The sequence below is a fragment of the Sporosalibacterium faouarense genome (assembly GCF_016765695.1).
In the GTDB taxonomy this organism is placed as follows: Bacteria; Bacillota; Clostridia; order Tissierellales; family VENL01; genus Sporosalibacterium; species Sporosalibacterium faouarense.
In genome coordinates, this window is the sequence record NZ_JAETGO010000079.1 from 25,256 (window position 1) to 48,501 (window position 23,246).

The window sequence follows — 23,246 nt, forward strand, 5'->3', positions numbered from 1 at the left end:
AATTGGGTTGAAATGGAGTTGATAGAGGATGTTTAAATATATTCGAAATAGATTAATAATTTCAATTGTAACATTACTTGTAATTTTATCTGTGCTTTTTTTATTACTAGACTTAATGCCAGGGTCACCATTTAATGATGAAAAACTTAGCGAAGACCAAAAGGGAATGCTCTATGCAAAATATAATCTAGATAAGCCTTTGCATATTAGATATTTCACATATATGAAGAATGTAATATTCAAAGGAGATTTTGGTGAGTCATATACGATACAAAAAAACGTACCTGTATCAACTTTGCTTAAGGATAGGCTACCGATTTCTATAAGATTAGGTATACAATCTCTTTTAGTAGGAGCTTTAATAGGTGTCTTATTTGGTTCAGTTGCAGCAATTAATAAAAATTCAGGGTGGGATACCTTTACTACAGTGTTTTCAGTTCTGGGAATTTCAGTACCATCTTATGTTTTTGCCCTTGGATTAAGTTATTTTCTAGGTTATAAAATTCATTTATTTCCTTTTACCTATGATATATATAAGCCCTTAGAATCTAGTGTTCTACCAACCATAGCTTTGTCAATGTTTGTTATAGCAACTGTTGCTAGATTTATGAGAACAGAGCTAGTTGAAGTCCTTGGTTCAGAATATATCCTTTTAGCAGAGGCTAAAGGACTAAAAACAAGAAAGGTTCTTATAAAGCACTCTATAAGAAATGCACTAATACCTGTAATAACAGTTTTAGGACCCATAACGGTTAGTCTCTTAACGGGATCTCTTGTTATCGAGAGAATATTTGGGATACCAGGACTAGGAGATTTATTGGTAACTGCCATAAGTGTAAATGACTTTAATGTTGTAATATCTATAGCCTTTTTCTACAGTATGTTTTATATTGCAATGATGTTAATAATTGATGTGCTATATGGTGTTATCGACCCTAGAATTAGAGTAGCAAAGGGGGAGCAAAATGGATAATCTAGCTAAAAAATATGATAAAAAGTCCTTTGAAAGGATATTGAAAAATGAAAAAGTTCAAACTGATGTTGTGTATAAAGGCATAAGTTTTTGGAAGGATGTAGGACTTAGGTTTTATCAAAACAAAGGAGCTTTGATAGGATTAATATTAATTGTGATAATAGTAATTATGGCTTTTGTAGGACCTACTATGAATAAACATACTTACAAAAGTTTAGAAACAGAGCATCTCAACTTACCCCCAAGAATACAAGGTATAGAGAATTTAGGAGTTTTTGATGGTGAAATCAATGGAGTAAATGTATATCAAGAAAAAGGCTTAGATGATGTATATTATTGGTTTGGTACCGATAGCCTAGGAAGAGACATTTGGACGAGAGTATGGGTAGGAACTCAAGTATCCATATATATAGCTTTACTAGCAGTGGTTATTGATATGTTTATTGGCATGGGCTATGGATTAATTTCTGGATATTTAGGTGGAAAAGTAGATGTATTTATGCAGAGATTTATTGAAATATTAAGTGGAATTCCAAATTTAGTTGTTGTAACCCTATTTGTTATGATTTTAAATCCTGGAATTTTATCTATTTCATTGGCACTGGTGATAACGGGGTGGATAGGTATGAGCAGAGTAGTTCGTTCTCAGGTTCTAAGACTAAAGGAATTAGATTTTATTTTAGCTTCGAGAACATTAGGAGCAAGTACATCTCAAATTATAATAAAAGACTTATTTCCCAATATTTTTGGTCAAGTCATTATAATGAGCATGTTTTCAATACCAAAGTCAATTTTCTACGAATCATTTTTGGCCTTTATAGGTCTTGGACTTCAGCCTCCTATGGCCTCACTGGGAGTTTTAATTAATGATGGTTATAAATCAATATTAGTATATCCCCACATGATTATTTCACCAGTAATAGTGTTAGCAATATTAATGTTGAGCTTCAATTTATTAGCTGATGGGTTAAGGGATGCATTGGACCCTAAAATGAAGGAACATTAGGTAAAGAAAGTATGAAAGAAGGTGAGAAAGTGGAGAAAATATTAGAAGTAAAAAATCTATGCGTATCGTTTAAAACCCATAATGGAGTTGTAAAAGCAATTAGGGGTGTTAGCTTTGATCTATTTAAAGGAGAAACTCTAGCAATAGTAGGTGAGAGTGGTTCGGGGAAATCTGTTACGACTAAAGTTCTAATGGGTATCCTTGCTAAGAATGGAATTATAGAAGAAGGAGAAGTTTTATTTGATAATAAAGATTTGACTAAAATAACAAAAAAGGAAATATCAAATATTAAGGGTAAGGATATTGCAATAATATTTCAAGATCCAATGACATCTTTAAATCCCACAATGACAGTAGGGTACCAAATAGCAGAGAGTATAATTGAACATCAAGGGCTAACTAAAAATGAAGCTAAAAGTAAAGCTATGGAACTTATTAAGCTTGTTGGAATCAATCAATCAGAAAAAAGATATAAACAGTACCCACATCAATTAAGTGGTGGTATGAGACAGAGAATAGTGATTGCCATAGCTTTGGCATGCAATCCAAGAATTCTAATTGCTGATGAACCAACTACTGCATTGGATGTTACTATACAGGCACAGATATTAGATTTGATTAAAGAGTTACAGGAGAAAATCGGTTTGTCTATAATATTTATCACTCATGATTTAGGAGTTGTAGCAAATGTAGCTGACAGAGTAGCTGTAATGTATGCTGGTAAAATAGTAGAATTTGGAACAGCAGAAGAAATTTTCTTTGATCCAAGGCATCCATACACTTGGGGTCTATTGGCATCTGTACCAGATTTGAATAGTGAAATAAATAAGCTCTATGCTATACCAGGAGCACCTCCTAATTTATTATATCCACCTAAAGGGGATGCATTTGCTTTAAGAAGTGACTTTGCATTAAAAGTTGACTTAGAAGAAGAGCCTCCATTTTTTAAAGTAACTGATACACATTATGCAGCGACATGGTTACTACATGAGAATGCCCCTAAGGTTGAAATGCCAGAGATATTGAAAGTAAGGATAGAGAGTATGAAGAAAGAGGTGTCTCAATATGACTACTAAGAATCAAGTAATCTTAAGGGTGGAAAATTTAAGTCAGCATTTTAAGTTGGGGAGAAAAAATATTTTAAAAGCAATGGATAAAGTTTCTTTTACAGTAAATAAAGGAGAGACCTTTGGATTAGTTGGGGAAAGTGGCTCAGGCAAATCTACTACAGGTAGAAGTATTATAAGGTTATATAATCCTACAGATGGAGATGTTGAGTTTTTAGGAAAAAGAATTTCAGGAAAGATTGACAAAAGAACAGAATCAATGTTGAGAACAAAAATGCAGATGATTTTCCAAGATCCCATGGCATCATTAAATCCTAGAAAAACAGTTTTGGATATAATAGCCCAAGGGTTAGATATCCATAAGTTATATAAAACTAAGAAAGAGAGAAATAAAAAAGTATATGACATACTGGAAACTGTTGGATTATCTAAAGAACATGCCCATCGTTATCCCCATGAATTTAGTGGTGGACAACGACAGAGGATAGGGATAGCAAGAGCTTTGGTTGTAGATCCTGAGTTCGTAATTGCGGATGAAGCTATCAGTGCATTGGATGTATCAATTCAAGCGCAGGTAGTTAATCTTCTAAAAAAAATGCAGGAAGAAAGAGAGTTAACTTATATATTTATCGCTCATGATCTTTCCATGGTTAGATATATTAGTGACCGAATTGGTGTTATGCATTTAGGGAAAATGGTTGAAATAGGTTCGGCAAGTAATATTTATAATAATCCAATACACCCTTATACAAAGTCACTGTTATCTGCTATCCCCCATCCAAATCCATTGTTAGAAAGATATAGAAAACGGGTCGATTATGATAAATCAAATATTGACTATGACGAAGGTGAATTAGTTGAAATCGAAAAGGACCATTTTGTGTTAGGTACTGAAGGAGAAATTAAGAGGTGGACAGCATAAACTATTGAGGACTAGCTTGGTGAAAAAAGTAATCAAGCTAGTTTTTATTTTTTTTGAATGGAAAGTTAACTTGACATACCAAAGGGAATATATTACAATAAAATGGAAAGGAAGCTTTACAATCATTGTGAGGTGATATTTTGAAGAATCGTCTTGATGAAATTAGAAAAAAACATAATATGACTCAAGAAGAGTTGGCAGAAAAACTGAAGGTGTCCAGACAAACAATAGGTTCATTGGAGAATGGTAGATATAATCCATCAATAATTTTAGCTTTTAAAATCGCAAAGTTATTTAAAACTAGTATTGAAGAAATATTTATTTATGGGGAGAGTGAAGAAAATGAATAAATGGAAAAATAAAGTTGCTCTGTACTGGATTCTTCTAATTGTTGGGGTTGTAATAGCGTGTATCGGCGGTTTTCTATTAAGAGAAACAGAACCAAAGGCTTTATCAGGAGTCTTTATAGGTATAGGCGCAGGATTATTAGGATTATCAGTAGGAGAGCTTATTAATATAAAGGTTGTCAATAGATATCCAGATTATAAACGAATGATAGATATTGAAAATAAAGATGAGAGAAATATTAAAATTAAGAATCTAGCTAAGGCAAAGGCTTTTGATTTTATGATAAAGGTCTTTGGAATACTAATGCTTGTATATGCATTAATGAATGAAAAATTAGTGACAATATTAATGCTAGTAGGGGTATATTTATCAGTTGTAACAGTCTATGTAGTATTTTTTAATAAGTATTCAAGAGAAATGTAGAGTAGCTATATTATTTGACTGAGTTAAGTAATTATTAGTCGTAGGAGGGGTGAAATATATGGATAACAGAGATAAAATAAAAGTATATATAAAAGAAATATCAGAAATTAAGGGTAAATCAAGTTCGAAGATAATTAAGGTTTTAAAATTAGAATTACTTGAAAGATGTCTTAAAAGAATAGGCCAGTTTTTAGAAACTTGTGATGAGTGTAATATATACTTTCAAGAAATTGATGATATAATTTCAAAAGTCAATGAATATGTAGAGAAATCTGATAAAAATACTCTCAAGGAATATCGTTACCAGATGAAAGGCATAGTGGAACATTTGAAAAAGAAACATGGATTAATAGATGAAGGACATTATGTAAGTCAATATATGACTATAGGAATGACGATTGGAGTAAGTATAGGAATTACAATGGATAATATCGCAATAGGGATATCATTAGGTATCGCCGTAGGAGTAGCTATTGGATCATCATATGATGCCAAAGCAAAGAAAGAAGGGAGAGTAATCTAGATACTGAATTAAAAAAAGGCATATATGACAACCTGTTGTCATATATGCTTAAATATAATATTAGTAACAATACTTATCTAGGAGAGATAATATGAGGTTTATTGAAGCTAAAAAAATATTATCTAATTGGTCTGATGGAAAAGGGTGGTTTGGGAACAATTATGGTATGAATATCTATAAAGGCTGTTGTCATGGTTGTATATACTGTGACTCCAGAAGTGAATGCTACAAAGTATATAATTTTGATGAAGTGAGAGCTAAGAAAGACGTTCTCTTACTGTTGGAAAAAGAGCTAATTTCTAAAAGAAAAAAAGGTGTTATAGGAAATGGAGCTATGAGTGATCCCTACAATCCCTTTGAAAGAAAATATGAGTTTACCAGAGGAACACTTAAGCTAATTAATAAGTATGGTTTTGGCGCAAGCTTATTGACAAAATCTGATTTAGTCACTAGAGATGTTGATATATTAGAAAAAATAAAATCTCATTCTCCTGTCATGGTGAAATTCACCATAACAACTTATGATGATGAACTTTGCAAGAAAATTGAACCTAATGTAACCGTAACCTCGAAAAGATTTTTAGCTTTAAAGAAGATTTCAGAAGCAGGAATATTTACAGGAGTTCTTTGTTGGCCTATTCTTCCCTTTATAAATGATACAGAGGAAAATATTAAGAGCATTATTAAAGCTACTGCTGAAAATGGTGGTAAGTTCGTAGCGCCATGCTTAGGGGTAACACTTAGACAAAATCAGAGAACGTACTTTTATAATAAGCTAGATATACTTTTTCCAGGAGTAAAAGAAAAATATATTAAAACCTTCGGAGATAGTTATGAGTGTAATTCTATTAATATCGATAAATTGAACGATATATTTAAAAAAGAATGTAAAAAGTATGGGTTATTATATAAGATGTCGGATATCAGAAAAGCTATGAGAAGTAAGTACATACACAAACAGATATCTCTTTTTGATTAGGCAGAGGTATCCATGAATAGTATATAAACTTTATTTAAATACATATTTAGCCAACTTGTGAAAGAAGCGAAATAAAAAGAAATAAAAAGAAATCTTAGAATTGTATATGATTAATGAGAATGAAAAAAACATATAGCTTTCTAGCTTTAAAAGAAATCTGACCTGAAGCTTAATAGGTCATTTTTTTCTATAGATGTATAATTATATTAATATAACTAGGGTAATAATAAAAATGATTAGGTATCATAAAAAATACTTTTGCTTTTACAAAATTTGTATTGACATTGAATTGTCTATTGTATATATTATTCTTATTTGAAGAATTAAAAGAAGGTGATAAATGTGTTCAAGAATCAAAATCAGACACCGTTATTTGACGCAATCAAAGCGTATCATGATAGGAGTGTAATACCCTTTGATGTGCCTGGACATAAACATGGAGTGGGGCTTAAAGAGTTGGGAGAATACCTGGGACCCAAAGTATTAGAGATAGATGTGAATTCTATGAAACCTTTAGACAATATTAGTAATCCTGTTAGTGTTATCAAAGATGCTCAAGAATTAATGGCAGAAGCCTATATGTGTGATCACGCTTTTTTCTTAGTAAATGGAACTACTTCTGGGGTTCAAGCAATGATTATGAGTGTATGTCAACCAGGAGATAAGATAATACTGCCTAGAAATGCCCATAAGTCTGCGGTAAATGGAATGATACTTAGTGGAGCCTTGCCCATTTATATTCAGCCGGAAACTAATGATGAATTAGGCATTGCCATGGGAGTAACTTTAGAAAGTATTGAAAAAGCAATTGCCAAAAATACCGATGCAAAAGCTATATTTTTAATAAACCCTACATACTATGGTGCAGCATCAGATATTAAAAAGATAATAAAATTAGCTCATAGACACGGAATTGCAGTGTTACTTGATGAAGCCCACGGCGCACATTTGAGCTTTCATAAGGATCTTCCCATATCTGGCATGGAGGTAGGAGGAGATATGGCAGCGGTAAGTCTCCACAAAACAGGAGGCTCACTGACTCAAAGCTCGGCTCTTTTACTGAATGAAGGCTTTATTGATAAAAATACTGTAAGAACTACACTAAATTTAATGCAAACAACTAGTGCTTCGTATTTATTAATGACTAGTCTTGATATAGCTAGAAAAATGTTAGCGACAGAAGGTGAAAAGGTAATTTCTAAAACTTTAGGTTTAGCAAGATATGCTAGGGAAGAAATTAATAAGATTGAAGGGCTATATGCCTTTGGTAAGGAATTAGTAGGAGAACCAGGAGTTCATGCATTTGATGAAACTAAACTAGGGGTAAATGTTTCTGGACTAGGCATTTCTGGATTCAAAGCATACGATATACTTCGTGATGAGTACAATATTCAGATGGAGCTAGGTGATGCATATAATATTCTTGGAATAATTAGTGTAGGCGATACAGAAGAATCAATTCAGGCATTGATTGATGCATTAAAAGATATGAGTAGTAAGTATAGTGGAAAAAATATTAAGTTTAAAAAGAAAAAGGTTTTAGAGAATCCCGAGGTAATAGTATCACCAAGAAATGCATTTTATGCTCGAAAGAGATTTGTTAAGCTTGATGAGGCAGAAGGTGAGATAAGTGGTGAATCTATTATGGCATATCCTCCAGGTATTCCAATTGTAACTCCTGGAGAAAGGATAAGCGCTGAAATGATAGAATATATTAAATTCTTGAAGAGTCAAAACAGTATATTGACAGATATGGAAGATCCAACTTTAAAAAATGTTAAAGTTTTAGGAGTATAATATAGATATTTTAGAATATTAAAATATTGATGAAATTAGTAGTAAGGTATATAATCGTCTTATTAACTAAGAATGAATATGCTGAAAGCAATTTTAATGAAGTTGGTAATAGAATACTTAGCGTATAATTTTATTAGGAGGTTTGGAAATGGAACTTTGGTATACAGAGATGCATACAGAAAATGCTAAATTATCGATGAAAGTAAAGGAACAACTTTTTTCAGAGGAAAGTGAATTTCAAAAGGTAGATGTTTTTGATACCTATGAATTTGGTAGATTACTAACTATTGATGGATTAGTAATGGTTACACAAAAAGATGAGTTTGTTTATCATGATATGATTGTACATGTGGCAATGGCAACTAATCCAAATATTAAAAAGGCACTTGTAATAGGTGGCGGTGATGGAGGAACAGCAAGAGAGTTAACTAGATACAACTCTATTGAGAAAATGGATATGGTTGAAATTGATGAGTTAGTGGTTAGAGCCTCCAAGGAATACTTACCATTTACTGCTGGTAAATTAGATGATCCTAGAGTAAATCTATTTTTTGAAGATGGAGTTAAGTTTGTTGAAGATAAAAAGGGTGAATATGATTTAATCATCGTTGATTCAACAGATCCAATAGGACCGGGAGAAGGTTTGTTTTCTATTGAATTCTATCAAAATTGCTATGATGCATTAACTGAGAATGGAATACTAATTAATCAAAAAGAAAGTCCGTATTATGCAAGAGATGCTAAGGAAATGATTAGGGCAGATCAAAAAATTAAAAAGATATTCCCTATTGCTATGACATATAAGTACCATATACCTACATATCCTTCTGGATTATGGTTATTTGGATTTGCGTCAAAGGGATTACATCCAATAGAAGATTTAGATGCAGATAAATGGAATGGCTTAGGTCTAAAAACTAAATATTATAATACTGACTTACATGTAGGGTCCTTTGCTTTACCAAATTATGTAAAAGAGATGATAGAAAATGGTATTATCTAAAAATGTATCCACTTTTATAGGACTTGATAATGAATATGAGGAATCAAAAGTGGTTGTGTTTGGGTGTCCCTATGATGGAACAACATCCTTTAGACCAGGAACTAGGTTTGCTCCTGGAGTAATGAGAAGTGAATCTTTTGGCCTGGAAACATATAGTCCATATCTTGATTTAGATTTAGAGGATTACAAAGCCTTCGATGCAGGAGATTTAGAATTTCCATTTGGAAATACTGAAAAGGTCTTAAAGATGATTGAAGATTTTACTGATAATATAGTGAAAGATAATAAAGTACCTATAATGATTGGAGGGGAGCATTTAGTCACCCTACCAGTCATTAAATCGGTATATAAAAGGCATAAAGATTTATACATTTTGCATTTTGACGCTCATACTGATTTAAGAGAGGATTATTTAGGAGAAAAACTATCCCATGCAACGGTCATTAGAAGAGCTTGGGAGTTTGTAGGAGATAATAGAATATATCAATTTGGTATTAGATCAGGTGAAAAGAAAGAGTTTGAGTGGGCAAAAGAGCACACCAATTTAACTAAATTTAATTGTGATGGATTAAATGAAGTGGTTAAATATTTAAAGGATAAGCCAGTATATATTACTATTGATTTAGATATATTAGATCCATCTATTTTTCCAGGAACAGGAACTATAGAGCCTGGGGGGATTTTCTTCAGTGATATGATAAAGATAATAAGTCTGTTCAAGGAATTAAATGTAGTAGGAGCTGATGTAGTCGAATTATCACCTCATTACGATGCAAGTGGAGCATCTACTGCTGTAGCATGTAAGGTTTTACGAGAATTGATTTTATCTATAGTAGTAAATAAATAGTTTTATTAATATAAAAAAGCAAGCCCTCACAAAATTGTGAGGGCTTTAAATATATAGAGGGCTTTTCTATATATCTAAGAGCTATTTTAAAAATTATAAATAGTACTATATAAATGAAAAAGTATAATTATTAATTGTTTTCTAATGCTTTTGATTTAACTGCTTCATCACTCTTAAGTGCCTTTAATATTGCCCACATTGCGAATATCATTACAAATGCAAAAGGGAATGCAGCAACTATTGAACCTGTTTGTAATGCTGTAAGACCACCAGTTAGCATAAGTGTAGCAGCTAATACCGATTGGATAACACCCCAAGTTAGTTTACGAACAGTACCTGGATTTAAGTTACCGTTTTCAGACATCATACCAAGAACAAATGTTGCAGAATCAGCAGATGTGACAAAGAAAGTACAAAGAAGTACCACTGCAATTGTTGATATTATAGAACCCATAGGTATCTGTTCCATAATAACAAATAACGCAGTCTCAGTTGTTTGTATTGCTTCTTGAGCTATTCCAAAGTTTTGTAACCCTTCATTTATACCGATACCACCGAATACAGCAAACCATACGAAAGACCCTAAGGTTGGGGCAACAAGAACACCACCAATAAATTCTCTTATAGTTCTTCCTTTTGAGATACGAGCAATGAAGGTTCCAACAAATGGAGCCCAAGCTATCCACCATGCCCAATAGAAGATTGTCCATCCACCATACCATGTACTACCACCAAACGGGTCAATCTGGAAGCTATCTTTTACAACTGAACTTAAATAATCACCTATACCACTAGTAAGTCCATTAATAATTAATACAGTAGGGCCTATAATTAAACCTAATGCAATTAAAACGCCGCATAATGTAACATTTACATTAGATAGAAATTTAATTCCTTTATCTAATCCAGTTATAGCTGAAATCATGAACAGAACAGTTATAACTGTTATTACTACTATTCTTATTAAATTAGTTTCAGGTAGTCCGTATAAGAAATGAAGTCCACTTGTTGTTTGCATTGTAGCCATACCTAAAGAAGTAGCTACGCCTGCAACTGTTGCAAATATTGCCAAAATATCAATAATCTTTCCTATTGGACCTTTAACTCTTTCCTCACCTATTAAAGGTATGAAAATACTGCTGATAAGACCAGGCTTATTCTTTCTAAACTGCATATAAGCCAGTGGAAGAGCTATTATAGTATAGTTGGCCCAAGGATGTAGTCCCCAGTGTAGGAAGGATTTCTTAATAGCGAAGTTAGCAGCTTCAACCGTTCCCCCATCCATACCTAATGGATTGACAAAGTGGTTGAGAGGCTCTGCAACTCCCCAGAAAACTAAGCCAACACCCATACCTGCACTAAATAGCATAGCAAACCATGAGATATTACTATACTCAGGTTTTGAATCATCTGGACCTAACCTTATTTTTCCATATTTACTAAATAACAAGTAAAGACAGAATATTACGAAAAGTGACATTGTGATTAAATAAAACCACCCAAAATTACCAACGAAAAAATCAAATGCATCGGTTGTAGCACCTCCGAAGCTATTTGGAAATATTAATCCCCAACCAACTATTATGGCCACAACTACAAGTGATATAATAAAAACTTGGTTTTTTCTCATTAAGCTGCCTCCTTATTTTAATATAAGTGAGAGCTGTCTATATTATATTTTTACTGTGAAAACTGTTTGTTCTTTTATATCTGTAGTTAATGCGTCTAGTGCTACTCCAACTCTGTGATAACGTAATTTCCATTGTTGTTCTTTAGATGTATCAGGATTTCCTAATGGATAAGGAATAGATATAGTAGGTACAATTTTATTTGAGCCAACTGTTTTAGCAACAGGTATTAAGTTGGCCATTTGTACTATCGGGAATCCTGCTCGTTCTATTTCTTTTACGATCGTTGCTCCGCAACGTGTACAGGTGCCTCAGGTCGAAACTAATATAACTCCATCAACATTAGCTTCTTTTAAGTATTCAGACATTTCTTTACCCATTCTAGCAGCTTCTGCCTGAGTGGTACCAGTACCAACAGTTGAATAGAAGTACTCATGAACCTTACCTATTTTTCCTTCTTTTTCATATACTCTTAGAGCATCTAAAGGTAAGATAACATTAGGATCTGCGTCTGCTGCAGCTGGGTCAAAGCCAGCATGTATAGTTTTGAATTCGCCACTTTTTAATCTCTCCATACTAGAAATATCGTATCTTCCCCATCTAGTTGCTGAAGCTGACTGAATTCTATCTGGATTATCTACTGGAACTATACCTCCTGTATTGACTAAAGCAATAGTTGCCTTACTTAAATCTTTTATAGGTGAAGCAATTGGAACTCTATCAGCTTTAGGAATAGGAAGTTCTGTTTCAAACGTTTCCCCATTTAATTTTTTAATAAGCATATCTACAACTCTATCTGATGCAGGAGTATTTGAATCTAACCAAACTTGATGTCTTATTCCTCTTGGGAAGTATCCCTCATCTTCAGCAGGTAATAGATTTTCATTATTTAATAGCTTATCACCAAACTTAGCTATAGTTTTTATATCTTTTCTCATTTTAGCTGCACTATGACCACCTTTAAAGATATAAACATCTTTTTTGAACATCTCAACTCCTGGGTTCTCAATATGCATTGATGATATAACTGGAACTCCAAATTTTTCTTTTACAGCTTTACAAATAACACCACATGCATTTCCGTATCTACCAGCCTGGAATGCAGGTCCTGCAAAGAAAATATCAAATTCTTTATCTTCTAAAAATCCTAGAATAGTTTCTACGGCTTCATCTTGATTTGATCCCATAAAGTTATCACCACATATTATCGTGTGAGTTACTTGAGCGTTATTTAGCTTTTTATCCAACTCAGTTGCAGGGCCAACTAAACCTTCTTTTATCACCGGGGCAAAATCAGCTTTATCTTCTCCACCAATTTGACCAAAAAATTGATTTAAATACAAAATAGCCTTTTTCATAGTTTCACCTCCTTAAAAGTCCTTCATTGTCTTAGTAGACCATCCAACCACTTGATCTCCACAGAACATAGCATTATTTTCCATGATTATAGAGCCATCTTCTTTAACAGAAGAACCAAGCTTTTCATCGCCTTCCCATCCACCTGATAATCCATCTCTAGCTAATGATTGAAGCTCGCCGACAACCGTCTTCATTGGTGGAAGTTTGATAAGTTCTGATACATTACCGCAGGATACAATAGCATCAGCTTTTTCGTCTAATGAAACTAGAGGCTGAGAAGCTCCATCCCTTCCAGTACATTCATTAGTGAGTCCAACGGTCTTAACACCAGCATCTTCTAGAGCAACAATACAAGCAATAAAGTCAGCATCTGGATTACCGTAGCCTTCTTCAGCAACTATTGCTCCATCTGCTCCTAAAGATTTAGCTAATTGTGCAACAAATTGAGCAGATCTTTCTTTCTGTTCGAGAGCTACATTTAAGTTTGACATTATAACACCTAGGAAGTTTAACGTTTTCCCATGCTCTTTATACAACCTCTTTATTGTGGGAAAATTCTGAAAATCGTAGGTTGACCATTTTGAAGAACAAGGCATAAAGCTTCCAGAAATCATGGCACCATCTAGAACTTCATTAGGATGCATAAATGTGGGAACCATGTGATTGCAGTCCCATCCATAGTTAAGATCATTATAACCTGATTCCTCCATTTGAGATTGAGGTTGAAGAACAAGAACCATTGATGGTAAGTTATTGATATCAGTAGACCTTTTTGTAACTGGATCCAAATCAAAGGTTTCTATTTCTTCAGGCTCTAAATCTTTGACACAACTACCTATATATTCTGACAGCCTCATACCAGCCCATCTAAGAGCACGATTCTTTTTCTGTTGCTCTCTTTTTTCAAATTCTTCGTTAGTGTCTGCAACTAATACAATGTTCTTGAGCTGAGAATAGTAAGTATATTTAGCACCTTCTCCACTCATATCTATTAAACCATCTTGAAATCCACCCCAATGTTTTCCAACTACTAAAACACTACATTCTTTTAGGGCGTGAGTTCTACCATTACCTACTTGTAGTAACTCTCCAGTTACTCCAGGGAAAACTGGACCTCCTGACACTCTACATCTTGGTTCAATAGCTTCTTTAACAGGAACTAAACGAACTTCATCACCAGGCTTTACAATTAATAGGTCTGCTTCAGTGATATCTTCATCTTCTTTAACTATAGATAAAGCTTCTTCCTTATTAATTGTAAGAACCCCATCTTTAAAGGAAGTAAATTCACCAAAGACAATATCTTTTACGTGAAAATTACCTAGCTCTAAGCGCATATTAACACTCCTTTCTTATTATAAATTATTAAATTGAAATGTTACGTATTTAACAATATTGTAACATAATCATGATTACAAAACAATCGTGATTATACGATAAATTTATACTATTCAGATTTTTATAAAAATTATCTATAGTATTCAATGATTAATTGCATTTATGAATACAAATTTTGTAAATATACTTCAAATAAATTGTTTTAAAAAAGGGATTATGATATCATAATAAGAATGAAGAGTACTAAACTCTAGCATAAAGGACATAGGCGAAAATAATAATATGTAGAAGTTGGTGAAAAGATGGAAAAAAAAGAAATTCAGAGAAAAAGAATGATGTCTATATTTATTGATGCTGCAGCAAAAATCTTAGAAAATGAGGGTATTGAAGCCATTACTATAAGAAAGGTGGCTAACATAGCAGGGTATAATAGCGCTACTTTATATAATTATTTTGAAAATATAGACCACTTAGTATTTTTTGCAGCTATGGGATTCATTAAAGAGTATGCATACAATTTAGAAGAGTACATTAAAGGTGCAAAAAGTGGGATAGAAAAATACAAATTAATTTGGGAATGTTTCTGTAACTACTCATTTAAGAAACCAGAAGTATATTATGCTATATTTTTTGCTAGGCTAAATAATTCTCTAGAGGATTATGTAACAGAGTACTATAAAATATTTCCAGAAGAATTAGGGACTCACGGTGAAAACATATCTACAATGCTTTTAAAACATAATATATATGATAGGGGTAAAACTTCTCTAGAGATATGTGTTAATGAAGGGTATGTAAAAGAAGAAGATATGGAAGAAGTTAATGAGATGACATTACTACTTTATCAAGGAATTCTTTTAAAGGTAATAAATAAAAAAATCGATTCAGCAGAAGCAAGAAAAAGAATTTTAAAATATATTGATCAAACCTTAAAAGCCTATAGAGTAAAATAATATAGAATAAGAATATTATAATTAGTTCATGAATTCTATGAAACTTATAAATTGTTTAGCCATTGGAGAGAGATGTATATTTGTTTAAGAAATTTGAAACAAAGGAGAAAATAAATGTTTAATGAATTGATAAGTGCTTTTTTCTTTATTTTTGTAGCTGAGATGGGAGATAAAACTCAAATATTAGCTATGACATTTGCCACGCAATATTCTACGACTAAAGTATTAGCAGGGGTATTTTTAGGGGCATTGTTGAATCATGGTTTGGCGATTATCTTGGGATCCTATTTAGCAAATGCAATTCCCATGAATACCGTTCAAATAATAGCAGGCATAGCATTTGTTGGTTTTGGACTTTGGGCCTTAAGAGCTGAAGAGGATGAAGATGAAGAAAATGCTTCACAGAATAAATTTGGACCAGTATTTACTGTAGCACTGGCTTTTTTTATTGGAGAATTAGGTGATAAGACTCAATTGACTGCTATGACATTAGCTACTAGTGCTGATTTTCCAGCATTTATCTTAATGGGAACTGTACTTGGAATGCTTGTAACTAGTGGTATAGGAATATTTATAGGTAGAAAGGTTGGAGAGAAAATACCTGAAGTAGCTATAAAAACAATTTCTTCAGCAGTCTTTATTTTCTTTGGAACTGTTAAGTTAGTAAGTACTGTTCCTTCAAACTATATAAATATAATAACTGTCATTATATATGTATTAGTTTTAGGAACTTTTATTTTTATATTAGGAAAGCCAATATTGGAGATGAGAAAATCAAAGCAAAAAACAGCATTAAAAGAAGTTGCTTCAACATTGTATATTCAAGCGCATCATATGAAGAAAGCTGTAGATGAAATCTGTCTTGGGGAAGAGAAATGTGGTCATTGTGAAGGCAAGCAATGTTTAATTGGTTTTGCCAGGGATGCATTGGAGTTAGCTGAGAATGAAGAATATATACTCTCGCCAGATTGGGCAAAATTACCAACTAAGAATGATGCTAAAGCATTTGATGAAGATAGAATAGTTCATGCTCTTAGTTTATTAGTTGACCATATGACTAGTATAGGGAATTTTCAAGATGAAAATTATGTAGTTAATAGAGCCAGAGAAGCACTTGAGAAGATAGCTATTGGCGAAACATTACCTTTAGCGATAACTCTTAATGAGTACATAAAAAATATGAAGAAGAAGGATAAAAAGTTGGCTAAAAAAATAGAAGCTAAAATTATGGAAAATAGAAAAGAAAGGAAAGAAAAAAGAGAGTAGGCTTTGGGGGAAGGACTACTCTCAAAAATATCATATAAAGGGGTCTTTTGATTGGGAATTATTAATATTATACCCACTTATAGAAAAGTTATAACATGAAAATAAAAAATAATTATAAATTTTATTTTGCTAAGCAAACACTATATTAAAAATTAATGTTATAGTTAGAACCTGCATCCAATTGATGTAGGTTTTTTTAAAATAGTCATACTAATTTTTAAAATAAGAGGATTACATATTAAGGGTTACTCAAGAATATATTTTGTTTGTAATATATAATTCCCTTAAATAATAGGACAGTGTTATAATTATAATAATAGGGTTCACTGAATGAGTATAAGAAAGCTATAAAATATAAATAGAAGGGGGTTGTATCATGATTAAGTTAATAAAAAATGGAGAGATTTATTCTCCAGATTATCTTGGTAGAAAAGACATCCTTATAGTAGGAGATAGAATAGGATATATAAAGGAAAACATAGATGTTCCTAACGATTTTGTAGACATAGAAGTAATAGATGCTGAAAATCAATTAGTAGTACCAGGATTTATTGATTCTCATGTCCATATAGTCGGAGGAGGCGGAGAAGGAAGTTATAAAACTAGAACCCCAGAAATCCAATTAACTGATATAACCAAAGGGGGAGTAACAACTATTATTGGAGTTCTTGGAACCGATGGGACTACAAGAACAATGTCAAATTTACTGGCGAAAGCCAGAGGATTGGAAGAAGAGGGAATAAGCTGTTGGGTACATACTGGATCATATCAAGTTCCAGTTAGAACCGTTACTGGAAGTATACAAGATGACATTATATTAATAGATAAAATCATTGGAGTAGGAGAAATAGCCATATCGGATCATAGGTCTTCACAACCAACTGTTGCAGATATAGCAAAGCTAGCAGCAGAGGCTAGAGTTGGTGGCATTTTATCTGGCAAGGGTGGCATTATTAATATACATATGGGCTCTGGAGAAAGAAGATTTGATTATTTAGAAGAGATAGTTGAGAACACCGAGATACCAATTACACAGTTTCTACCTACCCATGTTGCTAGAAATGAGGAATTATTAGAAGCTGCTATAAGATATGGACAAAAGGGTGGTTTTCTAGATTTAACAACCAGTACAACTAAGCAATTTTCTGATGATGATATAACAAAATGTAGTAGAGCACTGAGAGAACTTTTAGACAATAATGTTAACATAAATAATATAACTTTTAGTTCCGATGGACAAGGAAGTCTTCCAAAGTTTGATGATAAAGGAAAGTTTATTAAACTAGGTATAGGTAAGGTAACTTCGTTATATAAAGAGGTTAGAGATGCTATTTTAGATGAGAATATTCCAATACAAGATGCATTAAAAGTAATTACTGTTAATCCGGCAAATATTCTTAAACTAGATGGTAAAGGATATATTGATGAAGACTATGATGCAGATATAGTTCTTATAGATAAAGAGAGCTTAAATATAAAAACGGTTATAGCTAGAGGAAAAGTAATGATAGATAATGGAGAAACGCTAGTAAAAGGTACATTTGAAGAGTAATTAGATAGATGAAATTAATGTATAAATAATAAATATAAAATTCTCTAATTTCTTATAAATTTAGTGTTTAATAAACTAGGACTGGGGAATATATAATAATGATAATAAATCTCATTTACGAGTTTGTTATATAAAATTATATATGGTACTTTAGTTGCATTGTTCCAGTATGGGGAGAATGCAGATAGATAAAAGCACTATGATAAACAATTATAAGGAGGAGATATTATGGAAAGATTTGTTGGAAAGAAAGCACCAAATTTTAATATGAAAACTGTATTAGGAAATGGTGAAGATTTTAGTGAAGCGAAATTAGACGATTATAAAGGTAAATGGTTAGTAATGTTTTTTTATCCGTTAGACTTTACTTTTGTATGCCCTACAGAAATCACAGGATATAGTAAAAGATATGAGGAATTTAAAAAAGAAGGTGCTGAAATATTAGGAGTAAGTGCCGATAGCGAGCATTCACATAAGGCTTGGATAAATGGAGAATTAGGAAAGCTTAACTTCCCATTAGCATCTGATATGACTAAAACAGTTGCAAGAGATTATGGAGTATTAGTAGAAGAAGAAGGGATAGCTCTGAGAGGGCTATTTATTATAGATCCAGAGGGAACTGTTAGATACTCTGTAGTTCATGACTTAAATGTAGGAAGAAGTGTTGATGAAACATTACGTGTACTTAAAGCTTTAAAAACTGGTGGTTTATGCCCTGTAGATTGGGATGAAGGAAAAGAACTACTATAGAATATAGAAGTTGATTTTTATAGTTCCATATAAAAGGTATAAATTCATAAGTAAACATATAGTGAAATAACCAGTGGAAAATCCACTGGTTATTTTAATTTTGAATTTTATTTATTAAAACTATTCAAACTTATCATAGTAAATTAAATCTTTGGGAATTCCTTTATTCGTAAGGATATCTACTACTGAGTCAATCATCCTAGGACTTCCACATAAGTAAGCTTCTTTATTGCCGCCATTTTCTAAATATTTTTTCAATGAATCAGTAACTCTACCCTGTTCTCCATCCCAGCCATCTTCTTCAGTAGCTCTAGATAAGCAAGGGATAAATCTAAAGTTTGGTAACTCTTGTTGAAGGTTTTCAAGTTCATCCATAAAGAATAAATCCTCTAAATGTCTAGCTCCAAAGTAGAAGGTTGCCTTTCTATTTATATTCTCAGCTTTCATGTAATTTAATATTGCTAAGATTGGAGCCATACCTGTACCAACACCTACCATAACCATTTCTCTATCATTATCATGATAGTAGAAATCACCATAGGGTCCATTGAAAACTACATTATCCTTTTCATTTAAAAATTGATGTACATAAGTAGTACATATACCGTTAGGAACATATCCAATTATAAGCTCTATATGTTTAGTGTCAAAGGGGGAAGATGCTATTGAATATGCACGGTAAACCTCTTCGCTATTTCCCTTGTATTTTGGAGCTTTAAGTTGTATATATTGACCTGGTTTAAAATTGATTTCTTCATCATCAGGAAGTTTAAATCTTAGATGCTTAATAGTAGGCGTTACATCCTTTATATAATCAACATTTGCATCATATTCTTTAACACTAAATAATTCTTCTGGAATTTCTATTTTTATATTTTCTTTAACCTTACATTGACAAGATAGTCGTACATTATTTTTCACATCATCATCAGTTAGATAGCCTAGCTCCGTTGGTAATACAGGACCTCCACCTTCTATTACCTTGACTTTGCAGTATCCACAGCTCCCTTTACCTCCACAGGCTGAAGGGATAAAAATTTTATTTTCTATAAGAGATGATAATAATGTGTCTCCGCCGTCAACAACATACTCTTTATCATCATTTATTGTAATATTAACTTCACCATAATTTGCTATAGTACGATTAGCTAAAGATAATAGAAAAGCTAATATACCAGTAATTGATGAAATTGTACCTACTGTAATTAATATAGTACCCATTCTATCACTCCTATTGTATTTGAACTATACCGGAAAATCCTATAAAAGCTAATGCCATTAAACCAGTAACAATTATTGTGATTCCGGGACCTTCCAATCCTTTTGGAACTTTAGCATACTTTAGTCTTTTTCTAATGCCTGCCATAGCAACAATAGCTAGAGTCCAGCCTACACCTGAACCAAACCCAAATAATAAGGATTGAAGCATATTATATTCTCTAATTACCATGAATAAGGAAACCCCTAAGATAGCACAGTTTACTGTAATAAGGGGAAGAAATATTCCCAAAGCATAGTACAAATTAGGTAAATATCTTTCAACAATCATTTCCACAAGCTGAACAAAAGCTGCTATTGTAATAATAAAGACTATAAATCTAAATGATTCTAATCCCAGTGGCTCTAATACATGGTGATAAATAACATAGTTTAGCACAGTTGTAAAAGTTAGAACAAAAGTAACTGCCTGACCTAAACCAAGAGAAGTTTTTATTTCACTTGATACTGCTATAAAAGAACACATACCTAAAAAATTGGTTAAAATTATATTATTAGTAAAAATGGCTGCAAATAAAATAACAACTGGATTTATTTCCATTAGGCTTTAGCCACCTCCTGTTTATTGCTTTCTTCATCTTCTGGGGATAAAGATCTAGCAACCCAAATCACTATACCTAGCATAAAGAATGCTCCAGGTGCCATAATCATTACTATCCAATTTGTCCACCAAGCACCTAGCACTTGAATTCCAAATATACTTCCAAATCCCAATAACTCTCTAAAGAAAGCTATAATTAATAATATTATTGCATATCCTGTTCCCGAGGCTACACCATCTAAGAAGGCATAAATAGGTGGGTTGTTTTGCGCATATGATTCGCATCTTCCCATGATAATACAATTAGTAATAATGAGTCCAACATACGGACCTAATGCTTCGCTCATCTCAGGATAATAGGCCTTTAAGAAAATATCCACAATAATAACAAAAGAAGATATAATTAGAACCTGAACCATCATTCTTATATGCTTGGGTGTAAACTTTCTTATAAGAGAAACAGTTAACTCAGAGAAAGATGTAACAAAGATCAATCCTAGTCCCATTACAAGAGAATTAAGCATAAGATTAGTTACGGCTAATGCCGAGCAAATACCTAGTATTTGTCTAAATATAGGATTATCTCCCCATACCCCAAGGGTAAATATTTTTCTAACCTTAGTATTGTCCATCTAGATTAACCTCCTTTGCAAAAGATAAAAAGTCTTCAATATCTACATTTAAGAATTCTCTAACAGAATCTGATGTAAGAGTTGCACCAGATATGGCATCCACATTTCCACCAGGTTTAGGGTTATATATTATGTATTTTCCTTCTTGGGAAGATTCTAAATTTATGCCTCGAAACTGTTCTTTGAACCAGCTTTCATCAATTCTTCCACCTAGACCTGGAGTCTCACTATGGGATACGAAATCAATTCCTAATAAAGTCTTGAAATCCTTTGATATAGCAGCAAAGCCTTTAACAGTACCCCAAAGAGCTGATCCTTCTATAGGGAAAGCGTATCCAATTATATTGCCATTCTCCTCGGCTGTATAAATTGTTTTATTATTTATTTTTTTCTCAGTAATATTTTCATTGTACTTATCTTCAATAGCCTGAGGGTCTTCATTTTCCGTTTGAATATTAAAAGCATAAAGTAATTTCCGTCTTATTTTATTATTTTGATTAAAGTCAATCCTATCTGCTGTTGAATAATTAAGGAAGGCTAAGATAGAAGAAAATACTACAGTTACTATTACCATAAAAAATACTGGATAGCCGATAGATTTTTTCATGCTGTCACCTTCTTCGATTGTTTTCTATACTTTTTAAATGATTTAACGCCCTCATCTATTATAGGTGCAAAAGTATTTCCAATTAGGATTGCAAACATTATTCCGCCAGCAAATAGAGCATAGCCTCTAATAACCACTGTTATTAAACCAATTAAAATACCATAAATCCATTTTCCTTCCTTTGTTTTAGGTGATGAGATAGGGTCTGTAGCCATAAATACAGTTCCAAATAAAAAACCACCTGATAATATACCGAATAGTGGATTAGGAACTTCAGTAACTCCCATAATATTTAAAATAAAACTTAGGGAAATAAAGCCAACAGCAACTCCTGCAATGGTTTGCCAAGCAGCAGTTTTTGTATAAATTAGATATATTGCTGCAATAATAATTAAAATAGCACAGGTTTCACCTAAAGAACCAGCTATATTACCCCATAGTAGATTAAGATAAGGTGTTAATGTACCTGTTCCTCTATAAATTAACATAGGAGTCGAGCTTGAAAGGACATCTATACTACTGGTAATATATTTAGCAAAGCCACCAGGGAAAGAGGTAGATGCACTTGCCCATTGCGTAGTCAATTCAGTAGGGAAAGATACATACACAAAGGCTCTTGCTACGAGAGCAGGATTAAAAACATTTTTTCCGAATCCTCCAAACACTTCTTTACCAAAAACAATTCCAAAAATAATACCAACAACTGCTATCCAATAAGGAGTTCTAGCAGGTAAGGTTAAGGTATATAAGATACAGGTTACTATAACTGCTTCAGATATAGGTTTATTATCTCTTTTTTCAAATATCCATTCTGTTAAAGAGCCAAAGATAGTAACTACTGCAAGTAAAATTAAAGAGCGCCATCCAAAAAAGTAAACTGAAGCTAAAATTAATGGCGCTAAAGAATAAATAACTTTTCGCATCATCATTTGCTTTTTAAATAGATTTTTAAAATTCAATTCCAAAGTTGTCACCCCCAAGTATTAATAAAGAAATATACCTATTTTCTAAATATATTCCCAAAATATTAATATAAAAACAAATTTAAGGAAAAATTTTAAAATTTAATTTAAAAACAAATATAATCCTCAATTGGATAGGAATATTGGCAAATCAAATGGGTCTAATAGGTACAATTTTTAAATGTATTCCAATTGTATCTATCGATATCATGGTATATAATAGAATTGTAGGTATAAATACAAACAAAAACTATTATCTAGAAAGTTTCATAGTAAGCAATTACTTGATTTAGTATCTTAACAACAGCTTTGTGGGGATAATAGGAACTTAAAAAGATGAATATTATACCATTATTGAGTTAGAATTATAGAATATAATAAAGCTGAAGTTGAGGATTAAGTGAAAGCATAGAATTAGCAATATTAGTGTTTATCTTTTGATAAGACTCCCACTTCTATAAGTGGGAGAGAAGACTTCTCTTCAGGTGGAGT

23 protein-coding genes are annotated in these 23,246 nt (G+C 32.5%); 15 read left to right on the forward strand and 8 right to left on the reverse strand.

Annotated features, from left to right (window positions below; translation table 11 throughout):
* The first annotated feature begins 28 nt into the window (after positions 1–28).
* The 11 genes from JMO20_RS14665 to speB all read left to right on the forward strand — a co-directional run bounded on the left by JMO20_RS14665 (position 29) and on the right by speB (position 9,888).
* Positions 29–973 carry an ABC transporter permease gene (locus tag JMO20_RS14665; RefSeq protein ID WP_202710445.1) on the forward strand — a complete coding sequence of 315 codons (945 nt, stop codon included), beginning with the start codon at positions 29–31 and terminating at the stop codon, positions 971–973.
* On the forward strand, positions 966–1,979 hold the full coding sequence (opp3C, locus tag JMO20_RS14670; RefSeq protein ID WP_202710446.1) for an oligopeptide ABC transporter permease: 1,014 nt from the start codon (positions 966–968) through the stop codon (positions 1,977–1,979). The genes JMO20_RS14665 and opp3C overlap by 8 nt, the downstream gene beginning before the upstream one ends.
* A gap of 29 nt (positions 1,980–2,008) precedes the next feature.
* Positions 2,009–3,055, forward strand: coding sequence for an oligopeptide/dipeptide ABC transporter ATP-binding protein (locus JMO20_RS14675; RefSeq protein ID WP_202710467.1), 1,047 nt, complete (start codon positions 2,009–2,011; stop codon positions 3,053–3,055).
* On the forward strand, positions 3,045–3,968 hold the full coding sequence (locus JMO20_RS14680) for an ABC transporter ATP-binding protein (protein WP_202710447.1): 924 nt from the start codon (positions 3,045–3,047) through the stop codon (positions 3,966–3,968). The genes JMO20_RS14675 and JMO20_RS14680 overlap by 11 nt, the downstream gene beginning before the upstream one ends.
* Before the next feature lie 140 nt (positions 3,969–4,108).
* On the forward strand, positions 4,109–4,318 hold the full coding sequence (locus JMO20_RS14685; RefSeq protein ID WP_202710448.1) for a helix-turn-helix transcriptional regulator: 210 nt from the start codon (positions 4,109–4,111) through the stop codon (positions 4,316–4,318).
* On the forward strand, positions 4,311–4,739 hold the full coding sequence (locus tag JMO20_RS14690) for a DUF2178 domain-containing protein (RefSeq protein ID WP_202710449.1): 429 nt from the start codon (positions 4,311–4,313) through the stop codon (positions 4,737–4,739). Before JMO20_RS14685 ends, JMO20_RS14690 begins: the two co-directional genes overlap by 8 nt.
* Before the next feature lie 58 nt (positions 4,740–4,797).
* On the forward strand, positions 4,798–5,262 hold the full coding sequence (locus tag JMO20_RS14695; protein WP_202710450.1) for a glycine zipper domain-containing protein: 465 nt from the start codon (positions 4,798–4,800) through the stop codon (positions 5,260–5,262).
* Positions 5,263–5,353: 91 nt separating this feature from the next.
* A complete protein-coding gene (locus JMO20_RS14700) occupies positions 5,354–6,241 on the forward strand; it encodes an SPL family radical SAM protein (protein WP_202710451.1) in 888 nt (295 codons plus the stop codon).
* 342 nt (positions 6,242–6,583) lie between these two features.
* The gene (locus tag JMO20_RS14705) at positions 6,584–8,038 is read left to right on the forward strand and encodes an aminotransferase class I/II-fold pyridoxal phosphate-dependent enzyme (protein WP_341534037.1); all 1,455 of its coding nucleotides are present in this window, start codon (positions 6,584–6,586) and stop codon (positions 8,036–8,038) included.
* A gap of 148 nt (positions 8,039–8,186) precedes the next feature.
* Positions 8,187–9,041 (forward strand): polyamine aminopropyltransferase, encoded by an 855-nt coding sequence (gene speE, locus JMO20_RS14710; protein WP_202710452.1) that lies wholly within the window; start codon positions 8,187–8,189, stop codon positions 9,039–9,041.
* Entirely contained in the window at positions 9,028–9,888 is an 861-nt protein-coding gene (gene speB / locus JMO20_RS14715) for an agmatinase (RefSeq protein ID WP_202710453.1), read from the forward strand. The genes speE and speB overlap by 14 nt, the downstream gene beginning before the upstream one ends.
* Before the next feature lie 130 nt (positions 9,889–10,018).
* Here speB and JMO20_RS14720 read toward each other — a convergent pair whose 3' ends face one another.
* From JMO20_RS14720 to JMO20_RS14730, 3 genes are read right to left on the reverse strand one after another with little or no spacing between them, the layout of a single operon-like run.
* The gene (locus JMO20_RS14720) at positions 10,019–11,518 is read right to left on the reverse strand and encodes a glycine betaine uptake BCCT transporter (RefSeq protein ID WP_202710454.1); all 1,500 of its coding nucleotides are present in this window, start codon (positions 11,516–11,518) and stop codon (positions 10,019–10,021) included.
* 42 nt (positions 11,519–11,560) lie between these two features.
* A complete protein-coding gene (gene grdH / locus JMO20_RS14725; RefSeq protein ID WP_202710455.1) occupies positions 11,561–12,874 on the reverse strand; it encodes a betaine reductase selenoprotein B in 1,314 nt (437 codons plus the stop codon).
* A gap of 12 nt (positions 12,875–12,886) precedes the next feature.
* The gene (locus tag JMO20_RS14730) at positions 12,887–14,212 is read right to left on the reverse strand and encodes a glycine/sarcosine/betaine reductase component B subunit (RefSeq protein ID WP_202710456.1); all 1,326 of its coding nucleotides are present in this window, start codon (positions 14,210–14,212) and stop codon (positions 12,887–12,889) included.
* 303 nt (positions 14,213–14,515) lie between these two features.
* Between JMO20_RS14730 and JMO20_RS14735 the strand changes: the two genes are divergently transcribed.
* The 4 genes from JMO20_RS14735 (at position 14,516) to JMO20_RS14750 (ending at position 18,734) form a co-directional block, all read left to right on the forward strand.
* Positions 14,516–15,166: a TetR/AcrR family transcriptional regulator gene (locus tag JMO20_RS14735; RefSeq protein ID WP_202710457.1), complete on the forward strand. Its 651-nt coding sequence runs from the start codon at positions 14,516–14,518 to the stop codon at positions 15,164–15,166.
* Positions 15,167–15,280: 114 nt separating this feature from the next.
* Positions 15,281–16,432, forward strand: coding sequence for a TMEM165/GDT1 family protein (locus JMO20_RS14740; RefSeq protein WP_202710458.1), 1,152 nt, complete (start codon positions 15,281–15,283; stop codon positions 16,430–16,432).
* A gap of 376 nt (positions 16,433–16,808) precedes the next feature.
* Positions 16,809–17,984 (forward strand): beta-aspartyl-peptidase, encoded by a 1,176-nt coding sequence (iadA, locus tag JMO20_RS14745; protein ID WP_202710459.1) that lies wholly within the window; start codon positions 16,809–16,811, stop codon positions 17,982–17,984.
* Positions 17,985–18,212: 228 nt separating this feature from the next.
* Complete coding sequence (locus JMO20_RS14750) at positions 18,213–18,734, forward strand: peroxiredoxin (RefSeq protein ID WP_207753520.1); 522 nt, start codon at positions 18,213–18,215, stop codon at positions 18,732–18,734.
* A 120-nt stretch (positions 18,735–18,854) separates the two neighbouring features.
* On the opposite strand, the gene JMO20_RS14755 is transcribed toward JMO20_RS14750, so the two are convergent.
* From JMO20_RS14755 to JMO20_RS14775, 5 genes are read right to left on the reverse strand one after another with little or no spacing between them, the layout of a single operon-like run.
* Complete coding sequence (locus JMO20_RS14755; protein WP_202710460.1) at positions 18,855–19,955, reverse strand: NADH:ubiquinone reductase (Na(+)-transporting) subunit F; 1,101 nt, start codon at positions 19,953–19,955, stop codon at positions 18,855–18,857.
* A 10-nt stretch (positions 19,956–19,965) separates the two neighbouring features.
* Positions 19,966–20,553 carry an NADH:ubiquinone reductase (Na(+)-transporting) subunit E gene (locus JMO20_RS14760; protein ID WP_202710461.1) on the reverse strand — a complete coding sequence of 196 codons (588 nt, stop codon included), beginning with the start codon at positions 20,551–20,553 and terminating at the stop codon, positions 19,966–19,968.
* The gene (locus JMO20_RS14765; RefSeq protein WP_202710462.1) at positions 20,553–21,185 is read right to left on the reverse strand and encodes an NADH:ubiquinone reductase (Na(+)-transporting) subunit D; all 633 of its coding nucleotides are present in this window, start codon (positions 21,183–21,185) and stop codon (positions 20,553–20,555) included. The genes JMO20_RS14760 and JMO20_RS14765 overlap by 1 nt, the downstream gene beginning before the upstream one ends.
* Positions 21,172–21,792 (reverse strand): RnfABCDGE type electron transport complex subunit G, encoded by a 621-nt coding sequence (locus JMO20_RS14770; protein WP_202710463.1) that lies wholly within the window; start codon positions 21,790–21,792, stop codon positions 21,172–21,174. The genes JMO20_RS14765 and JMO20_RS14770 overlap by 14 nt, the downstream gene beginning before the upstream one ends.
* On the reverse strand, positions 21,789–22,766 hold the full coding sequence (locus JMO20_RS14775; RefSeq protein WP_424141331.1) for an RnfABCDGE type electron transport complex subunit D: 978 nt from the start codon (positions 22,764–22,766) through the stop codon (positions 21,789–21,791). The genes JMO20_RS14770 and JMO20_RS14775 overlap by 4 nt, the downstream gene beginning before the upstream one ends.
* Positions 22,767–23,246: the final 480 nt, after the last annotated feature.

Coding starts and splice junctions, on each gene's coding strand:
- JMO20_RS14720 (WP_202710454.1), bottom strand. CDS start 11,518: ATGAGAAAAAACCAAGTTTTTATTATATCACTTGTAGTTGTGGCCATA.
- JMO20_RS14750 (WP_207753520.1), top strand. CDS start 18,213: ATGGAAAGATTTGTTGGAAAGAAAGCACCAAATTTTAATATGAAAACT.
- speB (WP_202710453.1), top strand. CDS start 9,028: ATGGTATTATCTAAAAATGTATCCACTTTTATAGGACTTGATAATGAA.
- JMO20_RS14760 (WP_202710461.1), bottom strand. CDS start 20,553: ATGGAAATAAATCCAGTTGTTATTTTATTTGCAGCCATTTTTACTAAT.
- JMO20_RS14730 (WP_202710456.1), bottom strand. CDS start 14,212: ATGCGCTTAGAGCTAGGTAATTTTCACGTAAAAGATATTGTCTTTGGT.
- JMO20_RS14755 (WP_202710460.1), bottom strand. CDS start 19,955: ATGGGTACTATATTAATTACAGTAGGTACAATTTCATCAATTACTGGT.
- opp3C (WP_202710446.1), top strand. CDS start 966: ATGGATAATCTAGCTAAAAAATATGATAAAAAGTCCTTTGAAAGGATA.
- JMO20_RS14765 (WP_202710462.1), bottom strand. CDS start 21,185: ATGGACAATACTAAGGTTAGAAAAATATTTACCCTTGGGGTATGGGGA.
- JMO20_RS14735 (WP_202710457.1), top strand. CDS start 14,516: ATGGAAAAAAAAGAAATTCAGAGAAAAAGAATGATGTCTATATTTATT.
- JMO20_RS14690 (WP_202710449.1), top strand. CDS start 4,311: ATGAATAAATGGAAAAATAAAGTTGCTCTGTACTGGATTCTTCTAATT.
- JMO20_RS14740 (WP_202710458.1), top strand. CDS start 15,281: ATGTTTAATGAATTGATAAGTGCTTTTTTCTTTATTTTTGTAGCTGAG.
- JMO20_RS14680 (WP_202710447.1), top strand. CDS start 3,045: ATGACTACTAAGAATCAAGTAATCTTAAGGGTGGAAAATTTAAGTCAG.
- speE (WP_202710452.1), top strand. CDS start 8,187: ATGGAACTTTGGTATACAGAGATGCATACAGAAAATGCTAAATTATCG.
- JMO20_RS14770 (WP_202710463.1), bottom strand. CDS start 21,792: ATGAAAAAATCTATCGGCTATCCAGTATTTTTTATGGTAATAGTAACT.
- iadA (WP_202710459.1), top strand. CDS start 16,809: ATGATTAAGTTAATAAAAAATGGAGAGATTTATTCTCCAGATTATCTT.
- JMO20_RS14665 (WP_202710445.1), top strand. CDS start 29: ATGTTTAAATATATTCGAAATAGATTAATAATTTCAATTGTAACATTA.
- JMO20_RS14695 (WP_202710450.1), top strand. CDS start 4,798: ATGGATAACAGAGATAAAATAAAAGTATATATAAAAGAAATATCAGAA.
- JMO20_RS14700 (WP_202710451.1), top strand. CDS start 5,354: ATGAGGTTTATTGAAGCTAAAAAAATATTATCTAATTGGTCTGATGGA.